General features: G+C 61.1%; 24 protein-coding genes and 1 pseudogene. 16 read left to right on the top strand and 9 right to left on the bottom strand.

The annotated features are described in order from the left end of the window. The 5 genes from ACK3CV_RS03240 to ACK3CV_RS03220 are packed head-to-tail and all read right to left on the bottom strand — an operon-like array spanning position 1 to position 4,941. Positions 1 to 1,392 (bottom strand): GntP family permease, encoded by a 1,392-nt coding sequence (locus ACK3CV_RS03240; protein ID WP_033636935.1) that lies wholly within the window; start codon positions 1,390 to 1,392, stop codon positions 1 to 3. A gap of 45 nt (positions 1,393 to 1,437) precedes the next feature. Then, entirely contained in the window at positions 1,438 to 2,361 is a 924-nt protein-coding gene (locus ACK3CV_RS03235) for a 3-hydroxyacyl-CoA dehydrogenase family protein (RefSeq protein WP_060388159.1), read from the bottom strand. 18 nt (positions 2,362 to 2,379) lie between these two features. Further along, positions 2,380 to 3,564, bottom strand: coding sequence for an acetyl-CoA C-acetyltransferase (locus tag ACK3CV_RS03230; protein ID WP_164038501.1), 1,185 nt, complete (start codon positions 3,562 to 3,564; stop codon positions 2,380 to 2,382). A 13-nt stretch (positions 3,565 to 3,577) separates the two neighbouring features. Next, the gene (locus tag ACK3CV_RS03225; RefSeq protein ID WP_161725309.1) at positions 3,578 to 4,231 is read right to left on the bottom strand and encodes a CoA transferase subunit B; all 654 of its coding nucleotides are present in this window, start codon (positions 4,229 to 4,231) and stop codon (positions 3,578 to 3,580) included. A gap of 11 nt (positions 4,232 to 4,242) precedes the next feature. Then, entirely contained in the window at positions 4,243 to 4,941 is a 699-nt protein-coding gene (locus ACK3CV_RS03220) for a CoA transferase subunit A (protein ID WP_004933280.1), read from the bottom strand. A gap of 168 nt (positions 4,942 to 5,109) precedes the next feature. Here ACK3CV_RS03220 and ACK3CV_RS03215 point away from each other — a divergent pair, with 168 nt between their 5' ends. Beyond that, the gene (locus tag ACK3CV_RS03215; protein ID WP_164038504.1) at positions 5,110 to 6,027 is read left to right on the top strand and encodes a LysR family transcriptional regulator; all 918 of its coding nucleotides are present in this window, start codon (positions 5,110 to 5,112) and stop codon (positions 6,025 to 6,027) included. Here the strand turns inward: ACK3CV_RS03215 and ACK3CV_RS03210 are convergent. Both ACK3CV_RS03210 and ACK3CV_RS03205 read right to left on the bottom strand, forming a co-directional pair. Further along, a complete protein-coding gene (locus ACK3CV_RS03210; RefSeq protein WP_019453270.1) occupies positions 6,017 to 6,316 on the bottom strand; it encodes a helix-turn-helix domain-containing protein in 300 nt (99 codons plus the stop codon). The genes ACK3CV_RS03215 and ACK3CV_RS03210 overlap by 11 nt on opposite strands. A gap of 3 nt (positions 6,317 to 6,319) precedes the next feature. Next, positions 6,320 to 6,670 carry a type II toxin-antitoxin system RelE/ParE family toxin gene (locus ACK3CV_RS03205; protein WP_033645671.1) on the bottom strand — a complete coding sequence of 117 codons (351 nt, stop codon included), beginning with the start codon at positions 6,668 to 6,670 and terminating at the stop codon, positions 6,320 to 6,322. A gap of 271 nt (positions 6,671 to 6,941) precedes the next feature. On the opposite strand from ACK3CV_RS03205, the pseudogene ACK3CV_RS03200 reads away from it, so the two are divergent. From ACK3CV_RS03200 to ACK3CV_RS03185, 4 genes and pseudogenes are all read left to right on the top strand, one after another. Next, positions 6,942 to 7,945, top strand: a pseudogene (locus ACK3CV_RS03200) (hypothetical protein). Next, positions 7,945 to 8,334, top strand: a complete 390-nt coding sequence (locus ACK3CV_RS03195) for a hypothetical protein (RefSeq protein ID WP_039567571.1) — start codon at positions 7,945 to 7,947, stop codon at positions 8,332 to 8,334. Before ACK3CV_RS03200 ends, ACK3CV_RS03195 begins: the two are co-directional and overlap by 1 nt. A gap of 27 nt (positions 8,335 to 8,361) precedes the next feature. Continuing rightward, entirely contained in the window at positions 8,362 to 8,754 is a 393-nt protein-coding gene (locus tag ACK3CV_RS03190; RefSeq protein ID WP_033652821.1) for a hypothetical protein, read from the top strand. A gap of 13 nt (positions 8,755 to 8,767) precedes the next feature. Next, on the top strand, positions 8,768 to 9,163 hold the full coding sequence (locus tag ACK3CV_RS03185) for a hypothetical protein (protein WP_164038506.1): 396 nt from the start codon (positions 8,768 to 8,770) through the stop codon (positions 9,161 to 9,163). Here ACK3CV_RS03185 and ACK3CV_RS03180 read toward each other — a convergent pair. Then, positions 9,154 to 9,471 carry a hypothetical protein gene (locus tag ACK3CV_RS03180; RefSeq protein WP_060426418.1) on the bottom strand — a complete coding sequence of 106 codons (318 nt, stop codon included), beginning with the start codon at positions 9,469 to 9,471 and terminating at the stop codon, positions 9,154 to 9,156. The genes ACK3CV_RS03185 and ACK3CV_RS03180 overlap by 10 nt on opposite strands. A gap of 245 nt (positions 9,472 to 9,716) precedes the next feature. Between ACK3CV_RS03180 and ACK3CV_RS03175 the strand changes: the two genes are divergently transcribed. The 9 genes from ACK3CV_RS03175 (at position 9,717) to ACK3CV_RS03135 (ending at position 19,439) form a co-directional block, all read left to right on the top strand. Then, positions 9,717 to 11,087: a glutamine synthetase family protein gene (locus tag ACK3CV_RS03175; RefSeq protein WP_039567579.1), complete on the top strand. Its 1,371-nt coding sequence runs from the start codon at positions 9,717 to 9,719 to the stop codon at positions 11,085 to 11,087. Between the two features lie 28 nt (positions 11,088 to 11,115). Beyond that, positions 11,116 to 11,526 (top strand): GNAT family N-acetyltransferase, encoded by a 411-nt coding sequence (locus ACK3CV_RS03170; protein ID WP_060443701.1) that lies wholly within the window; start codon positions 11,116 to 11,118, stop codon positions 11,524 to 11,526. A 13-nt stretch (positions 11,527 to 11,539) separates the two neighbouring features. After that, positions 11,540 to 12,229 (top strand): trehalose-6-phosphate synthase, encoded by a 690-nt coding sequence (locus tag ACK3CV_RS03165; RefSeq protein WP_033652815.1) that lies wholly within the window; start codon positions 11,540 to 11,542, stop codon positions 12,227 to 12,229. A gap of 679 nt (positions 12,230 to 12,908) precedes the next feature. Beyond that, positions 12,909 to 14,435: an ABC transporter permease subunit gene (locus tag ACK3CV_RS03160; protein ID WP_164038509.1), complete on the top strand. Its 1,527-nt coding sequence runs from the start codon at positions 12,909 to 12,911 to the stop codon at positions 14,433 to 14,435. A gap of 15 nt (positions 14,436 to 14,450) precedes the next feature. Beyond that, on the top strand, positions 14,451 to 15,242 hold the full coding sequence (locus ACK3CV_RS03155) for an ABC transporter ATP-binding protein (RefSeq protein ID WP_164038512.1): 792 nt from the start codon (positions 14,451 to 14,453) through the stop codon (positions 15,240 to 15,242). Between the two features lie 32 nt (positions 15,243 to 15,274). After that, positions 15,275 to 16,357 (top strand): porin, encoded by a 1,083-nt coding sequence (locus ACK3CV_RS03150; RefSeq protein ID WP_033652812.1) that lies wholly within the window; start codon positions 15,275 to 15,277, stop codon positions 16,355 to 16,357. 585 nt (positions 16,358 to 16,942) lie between these two features. Continuing rightward, a complete protein-coding gene (locus tag ACK3CV_RS03145; protein ID WP_041037732.1) occupies positions 16,943 to 17,722 on the top strand; it encodes an ABC transporter ATP-binding protein in 780 nt (259 codons plus the stop codon). A gap of 112 nt (positions 17,723 to 17,834) precedes the next feature. Next, the gene (locus ACK3CV_RS03140; protein ID WP_019453282.1) at positions 17,835 to 18,527 is read left to right on the top strand and encodes an MgtC/SapB family protein; all 693 of its coding nucleotides are present in this window, start codon (positions 17,835 to 17,837) and stop codon (positions 18,525 to 18,527) included. 27 nt (positions 18,528 to 18,554) lie between these two features. Continuing rightward, positions 18,555 to 19,439, top strand: coding sequence for a LysR family transcriptional regulator (locus ACK3CV_RS03135; protein WP_033648583.1), 885 nt, complete (start codon positions 18,555 to 18,557; stop codon positions 19,437 to 19,439). Between the two features lie 185 nt (positions 19,440 to 19,624). On the opposite strand, the gene ACK3CV_RS03130 is transcribed toward ACK3CV_RS03135, so the two are convergent. After that, a complete protein-coding gene (locus ACK3CV_RS03130; protein ID WP_164038516.1) occupies positions 19,625 to 20,416 on the bottom strand; it encodes a nucleotidyltransferase domain-containing protein in 792 nt (263 codons plus the stop codon). 312 nt (positions 20,417 to 20,728) lie between these two features. Here ACK3CV_RS03130 and ACK3CV_RS03125 point away from each other — a divergent pair, with 312 nt between their 5' ends. Both ACK3CV_RS03125 and ACK3CV_RS03120 read left to right on the top strand, forming a co-directional pair. Next, on the top strand, positions 20,729 to 22,909 hold the full coding sequence (locus tag ACK3CV_RS03125) for a carbon starvation CstA family protein (protein WP_164038519.1): 2,181 nt from the start codon (positions 20,729 to 20,731) through the stop codon (positions 22,907 to 22,909). A gap of 217 nt (positions 22,910 to 23,126) precedes the next feature. Further along, positions 23,127 to 23,330: a YbdD/YjiX family protein gene (locus tag ACK3CV_RS03120; protein ID WP_004953088.1), complete on the top strand. Its 204-nt coding sequence runs from the start codon at positions 23,127 to 23,129 to the stop codon at positions 23,328 to 23,330. Positions 23,331 to 23,351: the final 21 nt, after the last annotated feature.

Here is a 23,351-nt window from a genome sequence, read left to right as displayed (position 1 = left end):
TTAAACAATGCCGGTCAGGTAGAACACGCCGATCACGAACAGCACCGCGGCGCTCTTGATCAGGGTGATGGCGAAGATGCCGCCATAGGCCTGCCGGTGGCTGAGGCCGGTGATCGCCAGTAGGGTGATCACCGCGCCGTTGTGCGGCAAGGTGTCCATGCCGCCGCTGGCCATCGAGGCCACGCGGTGCAGCACTTCCAGCGGGATATGCGCGGCGTGGGCGGCGGCCACGAAATTATCGGCCATCGCCGCCAGCGCGATGCTCATGCCGCCGGAGGCCGATCCGGTGATGCCGGCCAGCAGGGTGACGCTGATCGCTTCGTTCAGCAGCGGATTGGGGATCGCCGACAGCGCCTGCGACAGCACCAAAAAGCCCGGCAGCGCGGCGATCACCGCGCCGAAGCCGTATTCGGAGGCGGTGTTCATCGCCGCCAGAATCGCCCCGCCGACCGCCGTCTTGCTGCCTTCCGCCAGCCGGCCACGAATATTGCGAAAACCGAACACCACCACCAGCAGAATACCCGACACCAGCGCCGCTTCCACCGCCCAGATGGCGGTGATCTTCGCCACGTCGGTGGCGATCGGCTTGGCCAGCCCCGGCAGCGTCAGCTCGTGGCTGGCGCCGTACCACTGCGGGATCCAATGGGTGAAGCCAAGGTTGAATACCCCGACCAAAATCAGCGGCAGGATGGCGATCAGCGGGTTCGGCAGGTTGATGTCGTCCGGGGTTTCCGGCTCGTTCAGCAGATCGGTGCCGTACCCTTCTCCCTTCAGCTGCGCCTTGCGCCGCTGGCGTTCAAGATACAGCAGACCGACCGCGATGATGAACAGCGAGCCGATCAGCCCCAGCCAGGGCGCGGCCCAGGCATTGGTGCCGAAGAAGCTGGTCGGGATGATGTTTTGGATCTGCGGCGTGCCCGGCAGGGCGTCCATGGTGAAGGAGAAAGCGCCGAGCGCCACGGTGGCCGGGATCAGCCGCTTGGGGATACCGCTCTGGCGGAACAGCTCGGCGGCGAACGGATAGACCGCGAACGCCACCACGAACAGCGACACCCCGCCGTAGGTCAGCAGCGCGCACACCAGCACGATCACCGGAATGGCGTGACGCCGGCCGAGAATGCGGATCGCCGCCGCGACGATCGAACGGGAGAAGCCGGACAGCTCGATCAGCTTGCCGAACACCGCCCCCAGCAGGAACACCGGGAAGTAGAGCTTCACGAAGCCGACCATCTTCTCCATAAACAGCCCGGTGAAGGTCGGCGCCACCGCGCCGGGATCGGTCAACAGCACCGCGCCCAGCGCGGCGATCGGGGCGAACAAAATCACGCTGTAGCCGCGGTAGGCGGCCAGCATCAGTAATCCCAGTGCTGCCAGGGCAATCAAAACGCTCATCGGTCACCTCAGTATCGTTGTTATTGTCAGGTACGGAGTGCGAAATTACGGTTTCAGCGCAAAGCGCAGCTGATGCGCCCGTCGCCGTTGAATGCGTTCCCTGCGTGCGTCATCCCAAAGATAAAATCCCCGACCGCTGCGCTGGCCGGTATCGCCGCGCTGCAGCCGCTGTTCCACCAGCGCCATCATCTCGTCGCCGGTCGCCAGCTCCGGGAACAGGTGGCGGGCGATGTCCGCCACCGTCGGCAGCCCGGTCATGTCGGCGGCCTCCAGCGGGCCGACCATGGCGTAGCGCCGCCCCAGCGAGGCGCGCATCACCTGATCCACCACCTCGGCGCTGGCGATGCCGCTGTGGACGATGTGCAGCGCCTCGCGCAGCACCGCAAACTGCAGCCGGTTGCCGACAAACCCCGGCGCGGCGCGCTCCAGCAGCACCGCCTCCAGCGCCATCCCGACGAGCAGCACCTGCACCGCCGCCAGATGGCGCGGATCGGTGGCGCGGCCGGGTACGATCTCCACCAGCGGGATCAGGTGCGGCGGGTGCCAGAAGTGGGCGATCAGCAGGCGCTGCGGGTGGGTCATGCGCGCCGCCAGCTCGTCCGGCGGCAGGCCGCTGGTGTTGCTGGCAATCACCGCGTCGTCGGCGATCAGCCCTTCCAACTGCTCATACAGCGCGTGTTTCAGCTCGAGCCGTTCCGGGATCGCCTCGATAAGCAGCCGGGCGCGCGCCACGTCGTTCAGATCGCCGGTCACGCGCAGCCGCGCCAGCGCCGCGTCGCGCTCATCGTTATCAAACTGCCCGACGTCGCTCAGCTCGGCCAGAATGCCGCTCGCCACCGCCGTCGCTTCCGCCAGGCGCTGCGGATCCGGGTCATACAGCAGCACCTCATGGCCGTGGCGAATAAAGTGGGTGGCGATGCCCACCCCCATCAATCCGGCGCCCAGTACCGCATAGTCAGATGACTGCATCGTGCCCTCCTCGGTTGTTTACGGGCGCTCTACCGCCAGCGCCACGCCCTGCCCGCCGCCGATGCACAGCATCGCCAGCCCCTTGTTCACCCCGCGGCGCTGCATTTCGTACAGCAGCGACACCAAAATGCGGCAGCCGGACGCGCCGATCGGATGCCCCAGCGCGATCGCCCCGCCGTTGACGTTGACCCGCTCCGCCTCCCAGCCCAGTTCTTTGCCCACCGCCAGCGCCTGCGCGGCGAAGGCTTCGTTGGCTTCGATCAGATCGACCTCCTCCAGCCGCCAGCCGGCTTTCTCCAGGCAGCAGCGCGCGGCCGGCGCCGGGCCGATGCCCATGATCGCCGGATCGACGCCCGACGAGGCGTAACCGGCGATGCGCGCCAGCACCGGCAAACGCAATTCAGCGGCTTTTTCCGCGCTCATCAGCAACACCACGGCGGCGCCGTCGTTGAGCGAAGAGGCGTTGCCGGCGGTCACCGTGCCCTCCTTGCGAAACGCCGGGCGCAGCCGCGCCAGCGCCTCCAGGCTGGTGTCGCGCGGCTGCTCGTCGTGCTTAACAAGCAGCGCCTCGCCCTTCGGCTTCGGCACCGTCACCGGCGTGATCTCCTGCGCGAAACGCCCGGCCTGCTGCGCCGCCTGCGCCTTCTGCTGCGAGCGCAGCGCGAAGCTGTCCTGCTCGGCGCGGCTGATGGCGTATTTCTCCGCCAGGTTCTCGGCGGTGATGCCCATGTGGTAGTCGTTGAACGCGTCCCACAGGCCATCGTGGATCACGCTGTCCACCATCTGCGCGTGGCCGAGGCGCAGACCGGCGCGCGCGCCGGCCATCAGGTAAGGCGACTGGCTCATGCTCTCCTGGCCGCCGGCGATCACCGCCTCGGCGTCGCCGCTGCGGATCGCCTGCACCGCCAGATGCACCGCCTTCAAACCAGAGCCGCACACCTTGTTGATGGTCAGCGCCGGCGTCGTCACGGGCAGCCCGGCATTCAGCGCGGTCTGGCGCGCCGGATTCTGCCCGCAGCCGGCGGTCAGCACCTGGCCGAGGATCACTTCATCAATTTGCTGCGGCGCCACCCCGCTTTGCGCCAGCAGCCCTTGCACCGCCGCCGTGCCCAATTCCACCGCCGTCAACGGCGCCAACGCGCCGTGAAAACTGCCGACCGGCGTACGCGTCGCCGCCACGATCACCACTTCACGTTGTTGCACATTCACCTCCGTCTCAGAAACGCATTTCCGGCACTTGCTCCGGCACGATCAGCCGGCCGGCGGTTTTGGCGACAATCTCCGCCACGCTGACGCCCGGCGCGCGTTCGCGCAGCACGAAGGCGCCGTCTTCTATTTCCAGATAGGCCAGATCGGTCAATACCTTGCGGATGCAGTTGGCGCCGGTCAGGGGCAGCGTGCAGCGCGGCAGCAGCTTGGACTCGCCGCCCTTCGAGGCGTGGGTCATCACCACGATGATGTTCTCCGCCCCCGCCACCAGATCCATCGCGCCGCCCATGCCCTTGACCATCTTGCCGGGGATCATCCACGAGGCGATGTTGCCCTCGACGTCCACTTCAAACGCCCCCAGCACGGTCAGATCGACGTGGCCGCCGCGGATCATGGCGAACGACTGCGCCGAATCGAAGATCGACGCGCCGAGGCGCGCGGTGACCGTCTGCTTGCCGGCGTTGATCATGTCGGCGTCCAGCTGCTGCTCGGTCGGGAACTCGCCCATCCCCAGCAGGCCGTTTTCCGACTGCAGCATCACGTCCATGCCCACCGGCACGTAGTTGGCCACCAGCGTCGGGATGCCGATGCCCAGGTTAACGTAGTAACCATCCCTCAGCTCTTGCGCCACGCGCTGCGCCATTTGTTCACGGGTAAGCATGCGAATTCTCCTTATGCCCGCAGGGTGCGTTGTTCGATACGCTTTTCGAAGGTGCCCTGAATCAGCCGATCGACGTAGATGCCGGGGGTGTGGATCGCCGCCGGATCCAGCTCGCCCGGTGCGACGATCTCTTCCACTTCCACCACCGTGATGCGCCCGGCGGTCGCCATCAGCGGATTGAAGTTCTGTGCGGTGTGGCGGTAGATGACGTTGCCGAAGTGATCGGCCTTCCAGCCTTTAACGATGGCGAAATCGCCGGTGATGGCGGTTTCCATGATGTAAGGGCGGCCGTTGAACTCGCGCACCTCTTTGCCTTCGGCGATCGGCGTGCCGTAACCGGTGGCGGTGAAGAACGCCGGGATACCGGCGCCGCCGGCGCGGATCTTCTCCGCCAGCGTGCCCTGCGGCGTGAGATCGACCTCCAGCTCGCCGCTGAGCGCCTGCTGCTCGAACAGCGCGTTTTCGCCGACGTAAGATCCCACCACCTTGCGGATCTGATGGGTTTCCAACAGCCGCCCGAGGCCGAACCCGTCGACGCCGCAGTTGTTGGAGACCACCGTCAACCCGCGCACGCCGCGCCGGCGGATCTCTTCGATCAGATTTTCCGGGATGCCGCACAGGCCAAAGCCGCCCGCCAGCACCGTCATGTTGTCCGTCAGGCCTGCCAGCGCTTCCTGGTAGCTGCCGACGCGTTTGTCGAGCCCTGCCATATCGTTGCCCCTGCATGTTGCGGCGCAGGGCGAAATGCCCTGGCTTGCGTGAGGGCATCTTCAGGTCACAAAAATGATTTGTTAATTTTGTTTTTATGCCTCATTCATTTAGAATTTTTATTAATCACACGTTAACCGACAATTAACAAAGAGTTAACGCCAACCAAAATGAAAATGAGCATCAAACAGTTACGCGCGTTTTTAGCGGTAGCTCACACTCTGAACTTCGCCCAGGCCAGCGAGCGGCTGAATATTTCTCAGCCGGCGCTCAGCCTGGCGATCCGTGGGCTGGAAGACGCGCTGGGCGGGCCGCTGCTGCTGCGCACCACCCGCCGGGTGACGCTGACGCCGGAGGGGGAAACCTTCTTCCCGATGGCGCGCCAGCTGCTGGCGGACTGGGACAACGCGGAAGAGGCGATGTGCCAGCGCTTCACCCTGCAGATGGGCAAGGTGGCGATCGCCGCCATGCCGTCGTTCGCCGGCAACCCGCTGCCGCCGATCCTCAAGGCGTTTCGCGATCGTTACGCCGGCATCAACGTGGCGGTGCACGACGTCATCAACGAGCAGGTGTTTGAAATGATCCGCGAAGGGCGGGTAGAGATGGGCATCGCCTTCGAGCCGGAGCCGAGCGACACCCTGCACTTCACCCCGCTGTGTCGCGATCGCTTTCTGGCGGTGGTGCCGAAGGATTCGGCGCTGGCGCGCAAGGCGCAGGTAAGCTGGAAGGAGCTGCTGACGCTGGATTTCATCACCCTGCAGCGGCCATCGGCGGTGCGGCTGCTGCTGGAACAAGAACTGGCCCGCAGCGGGCGAACGCTGGAGGTGGCGTTTGAAAGCCACCAGCTGGTGACGGTCGGGCGCATGGTGGCCAACGGCCTCGGCGCCAGCGCGGTGCCGGCGCTGTGCGAGCAACAGATGGATGAGCTGGGGGCGGTCTGCGTGCCGCTGATCGGCCCGATCATCGAACGGCGCGTGGGCCTGATCCGCCTGGCGCAGCACCAACTCTCTTCCGCCGCGCAGGCGCTGGCGACCGTGATCGAACGGGAAATGGCGGAGAGTGGCGCGCAGCCCGCCCTTAGACCGTAAACCCGACGTGCTTGCCGCCCGGCAGCTCAACGTCCAGGCGCAGCGTGCCGCCCATCGCTTCCACGTAGCGTTTCAGGGTCGAAATCTTCAGCTCGTTGCCGCGCCCTTCGATGGCCGCGACCGAAGGCTGGGAAATGCCCAGCGTTTTCGCCAGTTCCTGTTGGGAAATATTCAGCGCTTCCCGCAGCTGGTGCAGGTGCGCTTCAAACAGCATCTCTTCGGCCATTTCCTCGATGCGCCGGCGGCTCTCCGGGGTGCGGGAGGCCAGCAGTTGCTTTAAGGTGCTCATGGGTTACTCCTTGAAATAACACATCAAATATTGGGTGAACTGCGCATCCGCAATGGGCAGCATCACTTTATAAAACCGCTTCTCATTACCCGTTTTGTCGCCCGCACACAGCACAATCGCCTGCCGCGCCGGATCGAAGGCGAAAAAGGCGCGAATCGGCCGCCCTTTGTGCTGAATACGCAGCTCTTTCATGTTGGGATGCAACGAACCTTTCAGCACGTCGACAAAAGGCCGCCGGAGAGAAGGCCCGGCACGCTCGAGCATCACCAGCGCGGCCAACACCTTTTCCTGCGTCGATTCATCCTGCTCACAGAGCCACCGATCAAACTCTTCCGTTGTCATTACCGTCCACATGGCATCTCCTGATTATAGAGTACAATCTATGACAAGACGATAGACCGGAATATATAATTTTCTCCAGACCGCCGTTGGCGTTTTGCCTGGCAACTCGCAAAAGAAACCGATAAGACACCATTCAGCAATTCAATCGAAAAGAGGAAAGGAGTGGCAGATTTAGCGAAATACCGCTGTTTTCAGATGATTCTCCGATCGAGAGCGTGAGCCAGAACCTGTTACCACCCTGTAGAAAATGTTAAGTTTCCTAAAAATAAGGAGGCTTTTCGACATGGAACAGAAGTCCAGCAGCATCGCACCGGGCTATTGCATCGCCCAACAAACCGGCCCGCTCGCCTTCCACGCCAACTACCTGTTCGGTGGCAAGCCATCCGAAGCGGCACGCTTTTTTATGCAGCTCAATGCCGATACGCCGCTGGTTCAACCGGGGCAAATGCTGATCGTCGCCGATCCGCGCAATCATAATCAATCTACGCCGATCGCCGCCCTGATGCAGGCCAAGAGCCGCACCAGCAAAGCGGTGAAAGCCGGTGACAGCGATTTCTCCACCTTCTTGCACCGCAATTACGCCGCTATCGCCGCCTTCACCAGCTATGGGGAAACGTCGTCGGGCTGGCTTCGGATGCCGGAGAACGCTACTTCAGCCAGATCAAAAATATCCTGGTCGAGATTGAAAAAACCTACCAAAATCAGTTCCGCACGAGTGGCGCTTTGATTGGCACGCAGTTTCAGGTGGAACGAGCGCGGCTGTTCGGTACATTAAAACCGTTACTGAATCGCCTTACTCGTGCTCAACTCAATATGAAAGAATATGCGCAAATCAAACACGCGCTGGGGCTCTCCAGTAAATCGCTGGTGCATGAATGGAGCACCGCCGGCGTCGGTGCCATCAAGGGCTATTCGAACTACGTCGACAGCGCCAGCCGTGCGGCCAAGTTTATGAAAGCCGGCGGCTGGATAGGCATCGGATTGAGTGGGCTGAACACCACCAACGACGTCTACAACGCCTGCACCACCGGCCGTGAACAGGAGTGCGCCAAGATCGCGGTGAAGGGATACAGTCATTTTGCGGCAAGTACTGCGGCGGGGATTTTGGGGGGTGAAGGTGGTGCGATGTTAGCAATGACAGCTTGTAGTATCGTCTTAGGCGCCTCCACGTTTGGTACCGGTATTTTAGCTTGCGGTATAGCAGGCGCTGCTCTGGGTGGCGCAGCTGGCAGTTGGGGTGGCGATGTAGCCGCCGACAGCATTACTGGTTTCATTTTTGGTGAATAATGAAAATCGCTATCGTCCTGTTCTTCACTCTGACATTGATTAGCGCCCTGGTTCAGTACCTTTACTATCGGCGCTATAAAAAAGAATTTTCTGAATTCTATCAACGTTATGTACAAAGCGCCCATCCCTTGCCTCCATTTGTCATCTTCGCGGATAACCTTGGTTTGCTCGGTGTGTCTATCAAAGCGCAATGGTTCCGTTGGATATTGAATGGCAGAAAAATAAAGATAGGGAAAAACGCTTTTCTGAGCCCAAAAACCTACGAATTCGTGAATGAAAACACATCTCAACGCCTCAAAAACTGGCTTCGAAAAGACTTCATCTTAAGCGTGCTGAAAATGGGGGGTTTGGCGTTGATGTGTATCTTTGCTTTTTTGAGCAAGGCATAACGCCCCTTGAACCTTAGCCGGTGGCTTATGAAAACAGCATCACTTATTGCAGCCGTGCTGCTCTTACTTTGTTGGCTTGTTCAATATATTTACTCTCGTCGCTATAAACGCGAGTTCGATGTTTTTTATCAACGCTATACCCAACAGGGCCACTTTGTCCCTGCTCACGTCGCAATTGCCGATGGCCTTGGCTCTTTAGGTACTTCCATCAAAGCCCAATGGTTCAGATGGATCCTTTGCGGGAAGAAAATCAAGGTAAAGAAAAACCAATATCTTCCCGCCAAGACCTATGAATTTGTTCGTCTTTCATCATCTGAACGCTTGCAGACCTGGATGAAAAATAACGGCACGCTTTTGGCGCTGGAAGGCGTGCTCTTCATCATGGCATTGATCTTTATGATAATAGCGAGAATGTCGTGATTCAGGCTGCTCAATGAAAACCCTTGTCATATTATGCTTAACGCTGCTGGTTTTAAGCGCCTGCATCCAATTCATTGGCTACCGTCGCCATAAAAAAGAGTTTGACGCGTTCTATCAACATTACGCCGGCAGTGGACATTTTATTCCGCCCTACCTCGCCTTTGCCGATAGCCTCGGCATGCTAGGTACCTCATTGAAGGCACAGTGGTTTCTTTGGATCCTGAAGAGGAAAAAAATCAAGATTAGGGGTCAGGTTTGGCTCGATGCGAAAACCTATGATTTCGTGCAAAAAACCGCCTCTCCTGAGCTACAGAAATGGCTGGCGATGGATTTTATACTTTTACTCGTAGAGGCCATTATTACCACCGTGGGCTGTATTTTTATTTACCTCATCAAGCATCAAGGTTGAGCAGACGCGTTGCTCCCCTCCACCGCCTGCACCGCCGCCTTCTGCGTGGCGCGCTGATATAAGCACAGCTCCCTGCCCGGCTTATTTTTCATAAACGGCTGCGGGTAGCGCCCGCCGATAAACAGCGCCGAATAGCCGACGTCGTCGCCGTAGTGAACGATCGCCCCTTCCACCCTGGCGTTTTTTAGCCCGCTGGCTTTCAGGCAGGCGGCGCGCATCGCCCTTTCGCTCTCGGCCCACGCCTGTGGGGAAGACGCGGTGGCGTTGAACGCGGCCAGCGCGACGATAAGCAGCCCTATTCTCTTCATCGTTATCTCTCCTTCAACGGCCCGTCTCGCCAGTATAGACCGTGCCGGCGCGGCCAACCCGCCAACGCCGCCACGCTCTTTACGGCATTTTTATTCTGCGCCCCGTTAACGTTACGGCGTTTTTACAGACAGTTTTTGCCGCCGCAGATACCCTTTTCACATCGCCGCTATGGCCTCACAAGAGAGTTGTCCCATGCGTTTATCCCTGCCTCTGGCCGTGACCGGTCGTCGTTCTGGAGCACGCCATGCATTCTAATATCATCGGCTTCAATCCGCTGCTGGCGGAGCTGCCCGCTTCGCCAACGCGCGCCTTCCACAAAGAGCTGGAACACTACCTGCAGCGCTATCCGCAGACCGAGCAGCTGGATATTTATCTGCACGATCTGAACGGCCAGCTGCGCGGCAAGCGGCTGCCGATCGCCGAAGCCTTTGGGCTGGAGAAAGGCTGCTACTTCCCGCTGTCGATCTACGCTCTGGATCTGCACGGCCGGGTGATTGAAGAAAGCGGGCTGGGGCAGCGGGCGGGCGAGCCGGACCGTCTGTGCCTGCCGGTGCCCGGCACGCTGCGCCCCTGCGCGCGCGATCCCGAACGCCACGCCCAGCTGCTGCTGACGATGCAAAATGCCGACGGTGGCGCCTGCGAGCTGGAGCCGCGCGTGGTGCTGCAACGGGTGCTGAAGCGCCTGCACGAGCGCAACTGCTTCCCGGTGGTAGCGGCCGAACTGGAGTTCTACCTGCAGGATCCGCAGCACCCCGCCGCGGCGGAAACCTGCCCAACGCAGAGCTTCGCGGTGGATGCGCCGGAGCGCCACCATGCGCTGCTGAGCGACATCGAACGGCACGCGCGGCTGCAAAACCTGCCGTTGACCGGCGTGGTGGCCGAAGCCGCCTCCGGCCAATACGAGCTGAATCTGCATCACAGCCGGCGGGTGCTGGAAGCCTGCGACCAGATCATGGCGCTAAAGCGCCTGACGCGGCAGATTGCCGAGCAACATCACCAGCACGCCTGCTTTATGGCCAAGCCCTGCGCCCACGCCGCCGGCAGCGGGCTGCATTTCCACATCAGCCTGCAGAACGAGCACGGCGAGAACCTGCTGACCGGCGCGCCGGGCGAACTGAGCGACAACATGCAGCAGGCGATGGCGGGCATGCTGGCGCTGATGCCGGCGTCGATGGCGATCCTGGCGCCCAACATCAACGCGTTTCGCCGCTTCCGCCCCGGCATGCACGTGCCGCTGCGCGCCTCCTGGGGCCACAACAACCGCACGGTGGCGCTGCGCCTGCCCTGCGCCGACAGCGCCAACCAGCGCATCGAATACCGCCTGGCCGGCGCCGACGCCAACCCTTATCTGGCGCTGGCGGTGATGCTCGGCGGCCTGCTGCACGGGCTGGAACACCCGCTGCCGCTGCCGCCCGCCGCCAACGGCTGCGAGAGCGACAACGCCGCGCCCTTGCCGCTCGGCCAGCAGGAGGCGCTGGCGCTGTTCCGCCACAGCGATCCGCTGCGTGAGCTGCTTGGCCCGGCGTTCTGCACCCTATGGCACACCTGCAAAAGCGCCGAACTGCGCCGCTTCGAGGAACAGGTCACCGCCGCCGAACTCGGCTGGATGCTGTAACCCCCGGTTCATTAACCTAAGGATAATCATGAATATGCAACCGCAACGGGCGCCCGTGCAGCCGCTGCTCTGCTGGCGCAAAGGCGTTTTTCATATCAGCACCGATCGGCAGTTGTTGGATATCGATGCGATCCAACGTTTTCTCAGCTTGCCGGATCGGGCGGCGGCCGAGCGCCTGGTGCACCACGGCCTGTGCTTTGGCCTGTACCGCAAGCGCCATCTGCTCGGCTTCGCCCGCATGGTGACCGATTACGCCACCTTCGCCTCGGTGAGCGAACTGTTCGTCAGCGCCGAATACCGCGGCGTAGGGTTGGGAAGCTGGCTGACGCGCTGCTGCCTGGCGCATCCGGCCTTGCGCGGCCTGCGCGTCACGCTGCCCGCCCTGCAAGCACCCTGGCGCGCCGATGGTTCGGCACACGCCCTGCGCGCCCTTCACTGATGAGGAGACCCCCATGTCTCGTTTGGTGCTGATTTCCAACAAGCAGTGCGACGGTAAGGATCTGGCCTGCGCCGGCCAGACGCTGGCGACCGATGCCGAACCGGGGCTGTGGCTCGGCTGGAACGGCGACGTGCAGAATTTCGCGCAGCGCCCGATCAGCTGCCGGCAGCGCGCCGGTTACGATCAGGTGACCTTTCCGCTGTCGATCGAGGAGTTTCGCCGCCACTATCAGGGCTATTACCACGACGGCCTGTGGCCGGTGTTCCACAACCAGCCGGAGAAGGCTCACTTCACGCCGGAAAACTACCGCGCCTATCGGCAGCTGAACCGCCGGTTTGCCGATATCGCCTGCGAGCACCTGTGCCCCGGCGATACCGTCTGCATCGACGACTACCAACTGCTGCCCTGCGCCCAGGCGCTGAAGGAGCAAGGGCTGCTTAACGCCTGCGCGTTTTTCTTCCACCTGCCGTTCCCGTCGGCGGCGCTGCTGCGGCGCATCCCGGAACATCGCCAGCTGATCGCGTCGCTGCTGTTCTACGATCTGATTGGCTTTACCACCACCGACGATCGCAACGCCTTTCTCAGCTGCCTGGCGGCCGAGTTCCCGCTGGAGATGCTGCCCGACGACCAGATCCAGGCCAACGGGCATATTTTCGCCACCGGCATTTTCCCCGCCGGCATCAACGGCAGGCAGGTTTATTGATTTACGGCGGCGCGCACCCTTCAGGCGCGCCGTTTTATTTCGCCGCGATTTATTTTTTCCGTCTTTATCGCCACCACAATGCGTTATTTTATTTTCCGGATATAGCGATTAAAAAATGAATATTTATCCTGTTACACATCAACCGTAAAAACCGCGCGGCGCCAATTGCTTTTTATTGGCGAAAAACATTACCCTTTCCCTGCCATATTTAAACCGAGGAGGGCCCCATGGGCGATGAAAGTTTTAGTTTTACGCTAATGCTATTGGGCGTCTTTCAGTAATGCCATCCAGGTTGCATTCTGAAAGACACGGAATGCGGCAACCGCTCCCCTTCTGACGGCCTTTCCCACTCTGCCGGCCCACCCATCGCCCCGCTGCGAAAACAACGTCTGTCTCAACCGCTACGGCGGTATTTATCTGGTGTCGCCGGGCATATTCCCCGAGCGCCGACGGATTTCTTATGGGAAAAATAAGGTATTGCGTTATGCAAAATAACCGGGGTACATCTGTTTTCAGAAAGTCTTATTTAAATGACTTTATCGTTATCGCCATCGGTGTTTTTTTCATTGCCTTTTTTATTCGTGCCTGGGGTGACATGCACGGTGACTTCAATGAACAAAACGTCTCTGCCATTAGTCTTGATGCCTGGAACCTGCTTTATTATTCGCTCAGAACCAGCATGCGCTTTCTCCTCGGCATGGCCTGGTCGCTGCTGTTTTCTGTAGTATTCGCCGTGCTGGCCGCACGCTATACGCCACTGCGCCGGGTGATCCTGCCCTTCGTCAACTTTATGGAGTCGGTGCCGCTGGTAGGGTTCCTGACCTTCACGACCGTGTATTTTCTCAACCTCTACCCGCACAGCGTGATGGGGCTGGAGTGCACCGCCATCTTCGCGGTGTTTACCGGCCAGGCCTGGAACATGATGCTGACGCTGTATCAGACGCTGCGCATCGTGCCCAAGGAGCTGGATGAAGCCGCCCGCAGCTTCAATTACAACCCGTGGCAACGCTTCTGGCGGCTGGAGTTCATCTATTCGGTGCCGGGCCTGCTGTGGAACGCCATGGTGTCGCAATCCGCCGCCTGGTTCGCCCTGGTGGCCTCCGAAGCCATTCCGGTCGGCGATCGCTCGGTCGAGCTGCCCGGCGTCGGCTCCTATATCGCCGAAGCGCTGGCGCAGCAGAACGTGCCGGCGATCCTGTATGCGATCGTCGCGCTGGCCGCCAACATCGTGCTGCTCGATCAGCTGGTTTTCCGCCCGCTGGTGCGCTACACCGCGCGCTTCAAATACGAAGACGTCACCGCCAGCCGGCCGCTCGGCAATCCGTGGTTCTACAACAGTCTGGCCTTTTCGCACGTCGGTGCGGCACTGGGCCACACGCTGCGCGCGCTGGCTGACCTGTGGCTGTTCAAGCTGCCGCGGCTGTGGTACGCCTTCGGCCTGCACCGCCTGTTCAGGCTCGCCGCCAAGGGAAACTGGCTGTGGCGCAGCCTGTGGTATCTCGGCGTGGTGCTGGCCTGCGTCTGGTTCGGTTACCGGCTGTGGGAATACTTCCCCAAACAGTACTTCGCCATGCTGCCGGAATGGATGCTGCTCACCACCGCGCGCGTGGCCGCGGCCATGCTGCTCAGCGTGGCGATCTTCACGCCGCTGGGGGTGTGGATCGGCATGAATCCGCGGCTGGTGAAGATCTTCCAGCCGATCATCCAGATCCTGGCGGCCATTCCGCCCAACATTTTCTACCCGCTGATCGCCGCCTTCATCGCCATTTATCATCAGGATCTCGGCTGGTGGGCCATCCCGATGATCATGCTGGGCACCCAGTGGTACGTGTTGTTTAACGTGATCGCCGGCGTATCCGCCATTCCGACGCAGATCACCGAAGTCAGCGAAACCTTCGGGCTGCGCCGCTGCCGCTGGTGGCGCTACTACATGCTGCCGGCGATTTTCCCCTACATCGTGACGGGCATCATCTCCGCCGCCGGCGGCGCCTGGAACAGCGCCATCGCCGCCGAGGTGATCCAGTGGGGCAGCACCACCCTCAGCGCCACCGGGCTGGGCGCGTTTATTTCCGTCGTCACCGACGCCGGCAAGAACCCGGAGTCCGCGCTGGGCTGCGCCGCCATGTGCGCGCTGGTGGCGCTGTGCATCATCTTCGTCTGGCAACCGCTGTATCGCATCGCGGAAACCAAATTCAAATATGACTGAGCAAGGGGGAACAACATGCTGACTCAAGAGGTAATTATCAGCGCCAGCCGGCTGAACAAGACGTTTATCGGCGAAAAAAAGCGCCCCAAACCCGTGCTGCGCGACGTGACGCTGACCGTGCACGCCGGCGAGTTCGTCACCATTCTGGGGCAATCCGGCTCGGGCAAGTCCACGCTGCTGCGCATGCTGGCCGGGCTGATCCCACCGGACAGCGGCACGCTCACGCTGGCGGGCAAACCGGTCGACGGCCCGAGCGCCAACGTCGGCATGGTGTTTCAGTCCTACGCGCTCTATCCCTGGCTAACGGTGTACGACAACATCGCCTTCGGCCTGCTGGCGCAACGGCTGCCGCCGCAGACGATCGCCGAGCGGCTGGGAGCGCTGCTGCGCCTGGTGGGCCTGACCGGCTATGAGCACGCCTGGCCGCGCGAGCTCTCGGGCGGCATGCGTCAACGGGTGGGCTTCGCCCGGGCGTTGGCGGTAGAGCCCGACCTCTTGCTGCTGGACGAACCCTTCTCCGCCCTCGATATCTTTACCGCGCAAAAACTGCGGGGCGACCTGCTGACGCTGTGGGGAGACAACCGGCTGCGCACGCGCGCCATGGTGATGGTGACACACGACGTCGAAGAAGCGGTGCTGATGTCCGATCGGGTGCTGATCCTGGACGCGACCAGCAAACGGATCGACGACGAGTTCAGCGTCAATATCCCGCGTGCGGCGCGCAACCGGGACAGCCTGCGGCACCTCAACGATCGGATCCGCAGCTGCCTGTACAAAAAAATCGCGCAAGCGCAATCAGCCGGTTAACGGCCCTGTTTTCATCCACTTGGGGAACTGAAATGAACCATAAAAGCGTGCTGATGACGCTGGTCATCCTGCTGCCGGCGGCCGCCACCGGCGCGGAAATCGTCAATAAAGACGGCAATAAACTGGATCTGTACGGCCAACTGAACGGCGTGCATTACTTCAGCAGCGACGCCGACAATAACGGCGACCGCTCCTATACCCGCTTCGGCTTCAAAGGCGAGACGCAGATCGGCGACGGGCTGACGGGGTATGGCCAATGGGAATATCAGGCAGGGCTCGATCAGCCGGAGAGCGCCGGGCCGGGCGACAGCTATACCCGCCTGGGCTTTGCCGGATTGACGTTCGGCCACTGGGGCAGCCTGGATTACGGCCGCAACTACGGCCTGCTGTATGACGTGGCCGGCTGGACGGACGTGCTGCCTGAATTCGGCAACGACAGCTACGAAGCGGCCGACAACTTTATGACCGGCCGCGCCAACGGCCTGCTGACCTACCACAGCCGCAGCCTGGGTGGTCTGGTCGACGGCCTGGATCTCGGCCTGCAATATCAGGGGAAGAATCGGGGAGACGACGCTCAACGGGCGAAGGATATCCAGACGCAAAACGGCGATGGCTACGCCTTTTCCGCCACCTACGACACCGGCGTGGGGCTCAACGTTGGCGCCGCTTACGCCAACTCTGCGCGCACCGTGGCGCAACAGCGCTTCGGCCTGGCTGACGGCGATCGCGCCCGGGCCTGGACCCTGGGGCTGAAATACGACCAGGACAACCTCTACCTGGCGGCAAGCTACGCGCGCACCGAGAACATGACCTACGTCGACGGCGATCGCTACGCCGGCTTCGCCCCCCGCGCGGACGCTATTGAGGCGGTCGCGCAGTATCACTTCGATTCCGGCGTCACGCCCTCGGTGGCCTACCTGCAAACGCGCGGCCGCAACCTGCCCGGCATTGGCGACGCCGATCTGGTCAAATACCTGGATCTGGCGCTGAATTACAGCTTCAACGCCAACATGTCGACCTACGTGGAGTACAAACTCAACCTGCTGCAACGGCAGAACGCCGTCGGCGCCGGCGCCGACGACATCGTCGAAACCGGCATCATGTATCAGTTCTGATCCTCATCCCGGCCGGAGGGCGCTCTCCGGCCGGTTTATTATGTGACTTTCCGCTGGCCTCTTATTCTCTCGTTTAATTCAGGTTTATATTTCCATAAAATGATGCCTATATTCATTCTCGCACCTTCCGTTTACGCCCCGTTTAATGAACAAAGAAAATCTTTCCCGCATTCATATTAAATTACATTTTGCCGCCATAATTCGGCGTAACCACATTGAATAACAGGCTATGGCACGCGTATTATGGCCACACGAAAAATAACGGGAGAATGATATGGACGGCGACAGTTGGTTGTTTATTTTATTGTTGGAATCGCTGAGGTCACAGGAGCAATAGTCATCCCATTGCATCCTGAAAGTGTCAGGATATGAGTCAGTTATAGCATCCCTTCGCTTTACCCTTCAGCCTCTGGCCTCCGCGCATGCCGCACCGGCACGCCCGATGGGCTAACCCCTCCAGCATAAGCGTATTAACAGTCCGATAACGGTCAGGCTTATTTGCACCCGCATTTATTTTACGCCTGCCCGGCGATAAATATCGGCCCTTTTTCCATGCTCATATTTTTAATTGGGTGGAGACAGATCATGTTGGTAAAAAAAACCACGCTGCTGACGGTCAATAACGTCAGCAAAAGCGTTCAGCCTACCGGTAAAGAAAAACGTCTGGTGCTGAATGAAATCAATTTGCGCCTTTACGACAACGAGGTCGTCAGCATTTTGGGGCAGTCCGGCTCGGGTAAATCCACCCTGCTGCGCATTCTTTCCGGCCTGATCGCGCCGGATCTGGGCACCGTGATGCTGGGGGATAAAAAAGTCTCGGGGCCGAATCCGCAGATCAACATGGTGTTCCAGACCTTCGCCATTTTCCCGTGGCTGAACGTCTACCAAAATATCGCCTTCGGGCTGCAGGCGCAGGATCTGCCGCCGCAGGTGGTCGAAGCCCAGACGCTGAAAATGCTCGATCTGGTCGGGCTCTCGCCCTACCGCGACGCCTACCCGCGCGAGCTTTCCGGCGGCATGCGCCAGCGGGTCGGCTTCGCGCGCGCACTGGCGGTAGAACCGATGCTGCTGTTGCTGGACGAGCCCTTTTCCGCGCTGGACGTCTATACCGGCGAACACCTGCGCAGCGATCTGCTGCGTATCTGGAGCACGCGCCAAATCAAAACCCGCTCCATCGTGCTGGTTACCCACAGCGTAGAGGAGGCGGTGATGATGTCTGACCGCGTCCTCCTGCTGGGCGCCGGCACCCTCGACGGCTGCTATCACATCACGCAGCGCCGCGAGGCGCGCACCCGCGAGGGGATGCAGCCGCTGACGGACAAAATCAGCGAGACGCTCAGCCGGCAGATCGCCGCCGCGCACTGAGCGCCGCCCTGGCCTGGCGGGACGGAATCCCGCCAACTTAACTACCTGTTTATCAAGAGTTACCCCGCCACGGGTGGCTCATGATAAGCGGATAATACATCGAGTTATTATCATGCACTTCATTCATACACTGCTGACGCTGCTGACCGCATCCGTCCTGGGCGCCGCCATCGGCTACGAAAGACAGTTCCGCCAGCGCACCGCCGGGCTGCGCACCAACACGCTGGTGGCCACCAGCGCGGCGATCTTCGTCCATCTGGCCATGACCATCGACGGCAGCGGCGGCGCGGTGCGCGTCATCTCCTACGTGGTCTCCGGCGTCGGCTTTCTCGGCGCCGGGGCCATCATGAAGGAAGGGATGAACATTCGCGGCCTGAACACCGCCGCCACGCTCTGGGGCTCCGCGGCGGTCGGCGCCTGCGCCGGCTGCGGCCTGTACGGTGACGCGCTGGCCGCCACGCTGTTCGTGCTCGCCGCCAACACCCTGTTGCGCCCGCTGGTCAATATGGTCAACAAACAGCCCTTCAATGACGTTAACGGCGAGTCTACCTACCAGATTTGCGTCATTGCCTTCGAGCATGAGCAGCGTGAGGCGCTGGCCAAATTCAAACAGGTGCTGCAAGGGGAAAACTGCTTTATCTCGCATCTGGATATCGAACCCTTCGGCGACGACGACGTGGAGATCACCGCCACCTTGATGCCGGCCTCCGTCACCACGCCGGTGCTCGACCAAACCATCAATAAATTGCTGAACGACAGCATGATGAAGCAGGCCTATTACAGCCGCATCGCCGGCTCCGGCTGATGCCTTTCACTTCCAGGGAGATCAACCATGAAAACCATGCCAAAGCTGGCGCATCTGACGATGTTCAAAGACATTGTCCACTGTGGAAGCTTGCACGAGGCCGCGAAAAAGCTGGCCATCTCGCAGCCGACGCTCAGCCGGGTGCTGAAAGAGCTGGAAATGACCATCGGTGCGCGGCTGCTGGAGCGCAGCAACCGCGGCGTGCGCCTGACGGCGGTCGGCGAGCTGTTTTACCGGCGAATAGACGCCGCCACCAATCAGTTGCTCAACGCGTTTGACGAGCTGCGCGGCCTGAGTGCTGACGGCGAGAAGCGCCTGCGGGTGGGGATGAGCGTCGATCCGCTGCTATGCTACCTGCCTCAGGTGCTCGAAGGCTTCAACCGCCGCTACCCGCATACCCGGGTGACGGTGGTGGAGGACGGCCCGGAAGGCCTGCTGGCCCGGCTGCGAAACTGCGAGCTGGATTTGGCGGTCAGCAGCCTGAACGGCGCGGCGGGCGGCGCCGATCTGGCCATGCAGGCGCTGAAAAGCGAGCGCTTCTCGCTCTATCAGGGAGGCGATCTAACCGCAGCCGGGCAGCCGCCGGCCGAGGCCAAATGGGTGGTGCCGCGCTCCTGCTCGGTGGGGCATGCCGCCATCCGCGAGATCGCCGAACGCTACACGCCACACGGCCAGATCGTCGAGACCGACTCCTTTCTGGCGACCTGGTGCCTGGTCAGGCAGCAGGGCTATATCGCGCTGCTGAGCGATCGGGTGGTCGCGCACTACGCCCCGCAGCTGCACCTGCAGAAAATCCCGACGCAGGCGATCGACATCAGCGCGCGCTTTTACGTCTTTACCCGCCATGAGCCGGCGACGCCGCCGCTCAGCGCCGCGTTTATCCACCTGCTGCAGGCCATGCAGACGGCCTGAGGAGACAGGCTGCCGGAAACGTTCGGCACCCGGTAAGCGAACTGAAAAACAGGGGGTTAAAGCCGGCCGGTTATTCCGGGGTCTGCATTCGCAACAGCGGCAGCCTGGCGGTGATTGCCAATGCAACAGCACAGAAAGGTATTATTACGCCCCCTGTGCCCCCTCATCGGCAACCCACACGACTATTACGCCATGACGGTTTTATAAAGCAATTCGTCGAGCGAGAAATCACTGCGCGCGCAGCTATCAGGTAATTCAGCCGGTTGTTCATGAGCCTTAAGCGCTTGCAGAATAAACGCGTGTATCAGCTCCCTACGGGGACCGTATTCTGCTTCTCCGGCTCTTTTTTTGACCGCCAACAAGGCATGAATTTCCGCTAACAACAATGGATCGCTCACCGTTCCAGCCAGCAGGTGATCGAAACGCATTGGCGGCACCCCTTTGCCCGCTTCTATCCAAAGGACGGCCAGCAATGGCCGCAGAACGTAGAAATATTTTTTTAGGCGCACTTCCTCGCCTTGTAAGTAGCCGCGGAAATTTTTACGCGCCATGGAAAGATAATGCCAGCGTGCTCGCGTTGCGGAAAACCACTCAGGTACGACGCCTTTCAGCGCCTCTACACTTTCAGCATCCTGCCGATAAACCACCGGTGAATCCAGCCATTCGATCAACGTCGGGTTAGCTCGCTTTAACAGGCCGAGCGACTTGCGCCATTCCCACCCACAGACGTCAAGCTCATCATCTATCGGCAGTTCGATCACATCACGCTGCGTCTCAACGCGCAAATACCATTCAGGCCGATGCACATACAAGAAACGCACGTCGTAATCACTGTCCGGCGAGGCGAATCCCCATCCACGGCTGCCGGACTCACAGGCATATAACACTCTTACGTCATATCGCGCTTCTATTTCACGCAACACCTTTTTTATTTTGACGCGCATTTCACTGCTGACGCCTTCTGTTTGTTCTTCCATGTCTCTATCCTTTTCCATACGTTGCCTAACGCAGGGTATATACGATTCTCACCCGACACAACTGCGCCACTATATTCAAAACATGATGAAACCAGCCGCCAACCGCTTACCCCGTCAATCCAACCGTTCACCCGGCGGATCTGACCGCTGACCGAAATACGCCTGTCTTCCCCCCTTACCCCCGGCGATGATGAGCTGTTCCTAAACCCGCCTTACCTCGGGAAAGACGCTACGGCTCACCGCGCCACTCTGACATCTCTTACAAGCGGATGAGTTCATTCATATTTTGCAGACTGGAATTAAGGATACCTCATGAAACGAGAGGGGATTTTAAAGCACATTCCGTGGATGCTGCTGGGGATACTCGGCGCAGCCTGCCTCGGCGTGGTGGCGCTGCGCCGCGGCGAACACATCAGCGCGCTGTGGATCGTCGTCGCTTCGGTGGCGGTGTATCTGGTGGCCTACCGCTACTACAGCCTGTACATCGCCACCAGGGTGATGAAGCTGGACGCCGGCCGCGCCACCCCGGCGGTGGTCAACAACGACGGCCTCAACTACGTGCCGACCAACAAGAACGTGCTGTTCGGCCACCACTTCGCCGCCATCGCCGGCGCCGGGCCGCTGGTGGGGCCGGTGCTGGCCGCGCAGGTCGGCTATCTGCCCGGCACGCTGTGGCTGCTGGGCGGCGTGGTGCTGGCGGGGGCGGTGCAGGACTTTATGGTGCTGTTCATCTCCTCGCGCCGCAACGGCGCCTCGCTCGGTGAGATCATCAAAAAAGAGATGGGGCCGATACCGGGCACCATCGCGCTGTTCGGCTGCTTCCTGATCATGATCATCATCCTGGCGGTGCTGGCGCTGATCGTGGTGAAAGCGCTGGCGGAAAGCCCGTGGGGGGTGTTCACCGTCTGCTCCACCGTGCCAATCGCGCTGTTTATGGGCATCTACATGCGCTACCTGCGCCCCGGCCGCGTGGGTGAAGTGTCAGTCATCGGCATCGTGCTGCTGGTGGCCGCCATCTGGTTCGGCGGCGTGGTGGCGCACGACCCGTACTGGGGCCCGGCGCTGACCTTTAAAGACACCACCATCACCTTCACGCTGATCGGCTACGCGTTCATCTCTGCCCTGCTGCCGGTGTGGCTGATCCTGGCGCCGCGCGACTACCTGGCGACCTTCCTGAAGATCGGCGTGATCGTCGGGCTGGCGATCGGCATCGTGATCCTCAACCCTGAGCTGAAAATGCCGGCGGTCACCCAGTTCGTCGACGGCACCGGCCCGGTGTGGAAAGGCACCCTGTTCCCGTTCCTGTTCATCACCATCGCCTGCGGCGCGGTCTCCGGCTTCCATGCGCTGATCGCCTCCGGCACCACGCCGAAGCTGCTGGCCAATGAGACCGACGCGCGCTTTATCGGCTACGGCGCGATGCTGATGGAGTCCTTCGTCGCCATCATGGCGCTGGTGGCGGCTTCCATCATCGAGCCGGGCCTGTACTTCGCCATGAACACCCCGCCAGCGGCGCTGGGCATCACCATGCCGGATCTGCACCGCCTGGGCACCGAAGACGCGCCGATGATCATGGCTTCGCTGAAGGACGTCACCGTGCATGCGGCGGCGGCGGTCAGCTCCTGGGGCTTCGTCATCAGCCCGGAACAGATCCTGCAAACCGCCACCGACATCGGCGAACCTTCGGTGCTGAACCGCGCCGGCGGCGCGCCAACGCTGGCGGTGGGCATCGCCCACGTGTTCCACCAGATCATTCCGGGCGCCAACATGGGCTTCTGGTACCACTTCGGCATTCTGTTCGAGGCGCTGTTCATCCTGACCGCGCTGGACGCCGGCACCCGCTCCGGCCGCTTTATGCTGCAGGATCTGCTGGGCAACTTCGTGCCGTTCCTGAAGAAAACCGACTCGCTGGTGGCCGGCATCGTCGGCACCGCCGGCTGCGTCGGGCTGTGGGGCTACCTGCTGTATCAGGGCGTGGTGGATCCGCTCGGCGGCGTGAAGAGCCTGTGGCCGCTGTTCGGCATCTCTAACCAGATGCTGGCCGCCGTGGCGCTGGTGCTGGGCACCGTGGTGCTGATTAAGATGAAGCGCACCCAATACATCTGGGTGACCGTGCTGCCGGCGGTGTGGCTGCTGATCTGCACCACCTACGCGCTGGGGCTTAAGCTGTTCAGCGACAACCCGCAGCTGGAAGGCTTCTTCTTCCTGGCCGGCGAGTACAAGCGCAAGATCGCCGAAGGCGGCGCCGAGCTGAGCGCCCAGCAGATCGCCAACATGAACCACATCGTGGTGAACAACTACACCAACGCCGGGCTGAGCATTCTGTTCCTGCTGGTGGTGTACAGCATCATCTTCTTCGGGGTGAAAACCGCGATGGCGGCGCACAAGAACCCGAAACGCACCGACCAGGAAACGCCTTACGTGCCGGTGCCGCAGGCCGCGCCCGCCGACAGCGTAACTGAGGGGGAGGTCAAAGTTTCGACCCAGCATTGATGTGATTTAACGGATACCCTGCATAATAACGTTAAGTAGTACCCAAAGCCGCACGGCCTGCGTATCGCAAGATGCCAGGCGTGCGGCGCGATGCAATCAAGATACCCGGGGCGACCCGGAGGTGGGGCATCCCTGCGGGAACCCCATCCCCCGGCTTCCCCTAATATCAGGCTTAAGCAAGCGCTGTAGTGATGCAGGGTAAAGTTGGAGAAGGCTTATGTTCGGAAATCTCGGCCAGGCGGGGAAGTACCTCGGGCAGGCGGCGCGCATGTTGGTGGGCGTGCCTGACTACGATACTTACGTCCAGCACATGAAAGACAACCACCCGGACAAGCCGGTGATGACCTATAAAGAATTTTTCCGCGAGCGCCAGCAAGCGCGCTACGGCGGCGACGGCAAAGGCGGCATGCGCTGCTGTTAACCCGCAGTCACAAGGACCCGT

The sequence above is a fragment of the Serratia sp. TSO36 genome (assembly GCF_057808395.1).
This window is presented reverse-complemented; position numbering and strand designations above follow the sequence as displayed.

Bases quoted from the DNA above. Each gene is read 5' to 3' on its own strand.
- ACK3CV_RS03175 (WP_039567579.1), top strand. From the start codon at position 9,717: ATGCATTCTAATATCATCGGCTTCAATCCGCTGCTGGCGGAGCTGCCC.
- ACK3CV_RS03205 (WP_033645671.1), bottom strand. From the start codon at position 6,670: ATGTGGACGGTAATGACAACGGAAGAGTTTGATCGGTGGCTCTGTGAG.
- ACK3CV_RS03140 (WP_019453282.1), top strand. From the start codon at position 17,835: ATGCACTTCATTCATACACTGCTGACGCTGCTGACCGCATCCGTCCTG.
- ACK3CV_RS03145 (WP_041037732.1), top strand. From the start codon at position 16,943: ATGTTGGTAAAAAAAACCACGCTGCTGACGGTCAATAACGTCAGCAAA.
- ACK3CV_RS03125 (WP_164038519.1), top strand. From the start codon at position 20,729: ATGAAACGAGAGGGGATTTTAAAGCACATTCCGTGGATGCTGCTGGGG.
- ACK3CV_RS03165 (WP_033652815.1), top strand. From the start codon at position 11,540: ATGTCTCGTTTGGTGCTGATTTCCAACAAGCAGTGCGACGGTAAGGAT.
- ACK3CV_RS03160 (WP_164038509.1), top strand. From the start codon at position 12,909: ATGCGCTTTCTCCTCGGCATGGCCTGGTCGCTGCTGTTTTCTGTAGTA.
- ACK3CV_RS03240 (WP_033636935.1), bottom strand. From the start codon at position 1,392: ATGAGCGTTTTGATTGCCCTGGCAGCACTGGGATTACTGATGCTGGCC.
- ACK3CV_RS03235 (WP_060388159.1), bottom strand. From the start codon at position 2,361: ATGCAGTCATCTGACTATGCGGTACTGGGCGCCGGATTGATGGGGGTG.
- ACK3CV_RS03195 (WP_039567571.1), top strand. From the start codon at position 7,945: ATGAAAATCGCTATCGTCCTGTTCTTCACTCTGACATTGATTAGCGCC.
- ACK3CV_RS03215 (WP_164038504.1), top strand. From the start codon at position 5,110: ATGAAAATGAGCATCAAACAGTTACGCGCGTTTTTAGCGGTAGCTCAC.
- ACK3CV_RS03130 (WP_164038516.1), bottom strand. From the start codon at position 20,416: ATGGAAGAACAAACAGAAGGCGTCAGCAGTGAAATGCGCGTCAAAATA.
- ACK3CV_RS03190 (WP_033652821.1), top strand. From the start codon at position 8,362: ATGAAAACAGCATCACTTATTGCAGCCGTGCTGCTCTTACTTTGTTGG.
- ACK3CV_RS03210 (WP_019453270.1), bottom strand. From the start codon at position 6,316: ATGAGCACCTTAAAGCAACTGCTGGCCTCCCGCACCCCGGAGAGCCGC.
- ACK3CV_RS03170 (WP_060443701.1), top strand. From the start codon at position 11,116: ATGAATATGCAACCGCAACGGGCGCCCGTGCAGCCGCTGCTCTGCTGG.
- ACK3CV_RS03120 (WP_004953088.1), top strand. From the start codon at position 23,127: ATGTTCGGAAATCTCGGCCAGGCGGGGAAGTACCTCGGGCAGGCGGCG.
- ACK3CV_RS03135 (WP_033648583.1), top strand. From the start codon at position 18,555: ATGAAAACCATGCCAAAGCTGGCGCATCTGACGATGTTCAAAGACATT.
- ACK3CV_RS03225 (WP_161725309.1), bottom strand. From the start codon at position 4,231: ATGCTTACCCGTGAACAAATGGCGCAGCGCGTGGCGCAAGAGCTGAGG.
- ACK3CV_RS03150 (WP_033652812.1), top strand. From the start codon at position 15,275: ATGAACCATAAAAGCGTGCTGATGACGCTGGTCATCCTGCTGCCGGCG.
- ACK3CV_RS03185 (WP_164038506.1), top strand. From the start codon at position 8,768: ATGAAAACCCTTGTCATATTATGCTTAACGCTGCTGGTTTTAAGCGCC.
- ACK3CV_RS03180 (WP_060426418.1), bottom strand. From the start codon at position 9,471: ATGAAGAGAATAGGGCTGCTTATCGTCGCGCTGGCCGCGTTCAACGCC.
- ACK3CV_RS03220 (WP_004933280.1), bottom strand. From the start codon at position 4,941: ATGGCAGGGCTCGACAAACGCGTCGGCAGCTACCAGGAAGCGCTGGCA.
- ACK3CV_RS03155 (WP_164038512.1), top strand. From the start codon at position 14,451: ATGCTGACTCAAGAGGTAATTATCAGCGCCAGCCGGCTGAACAAGACG.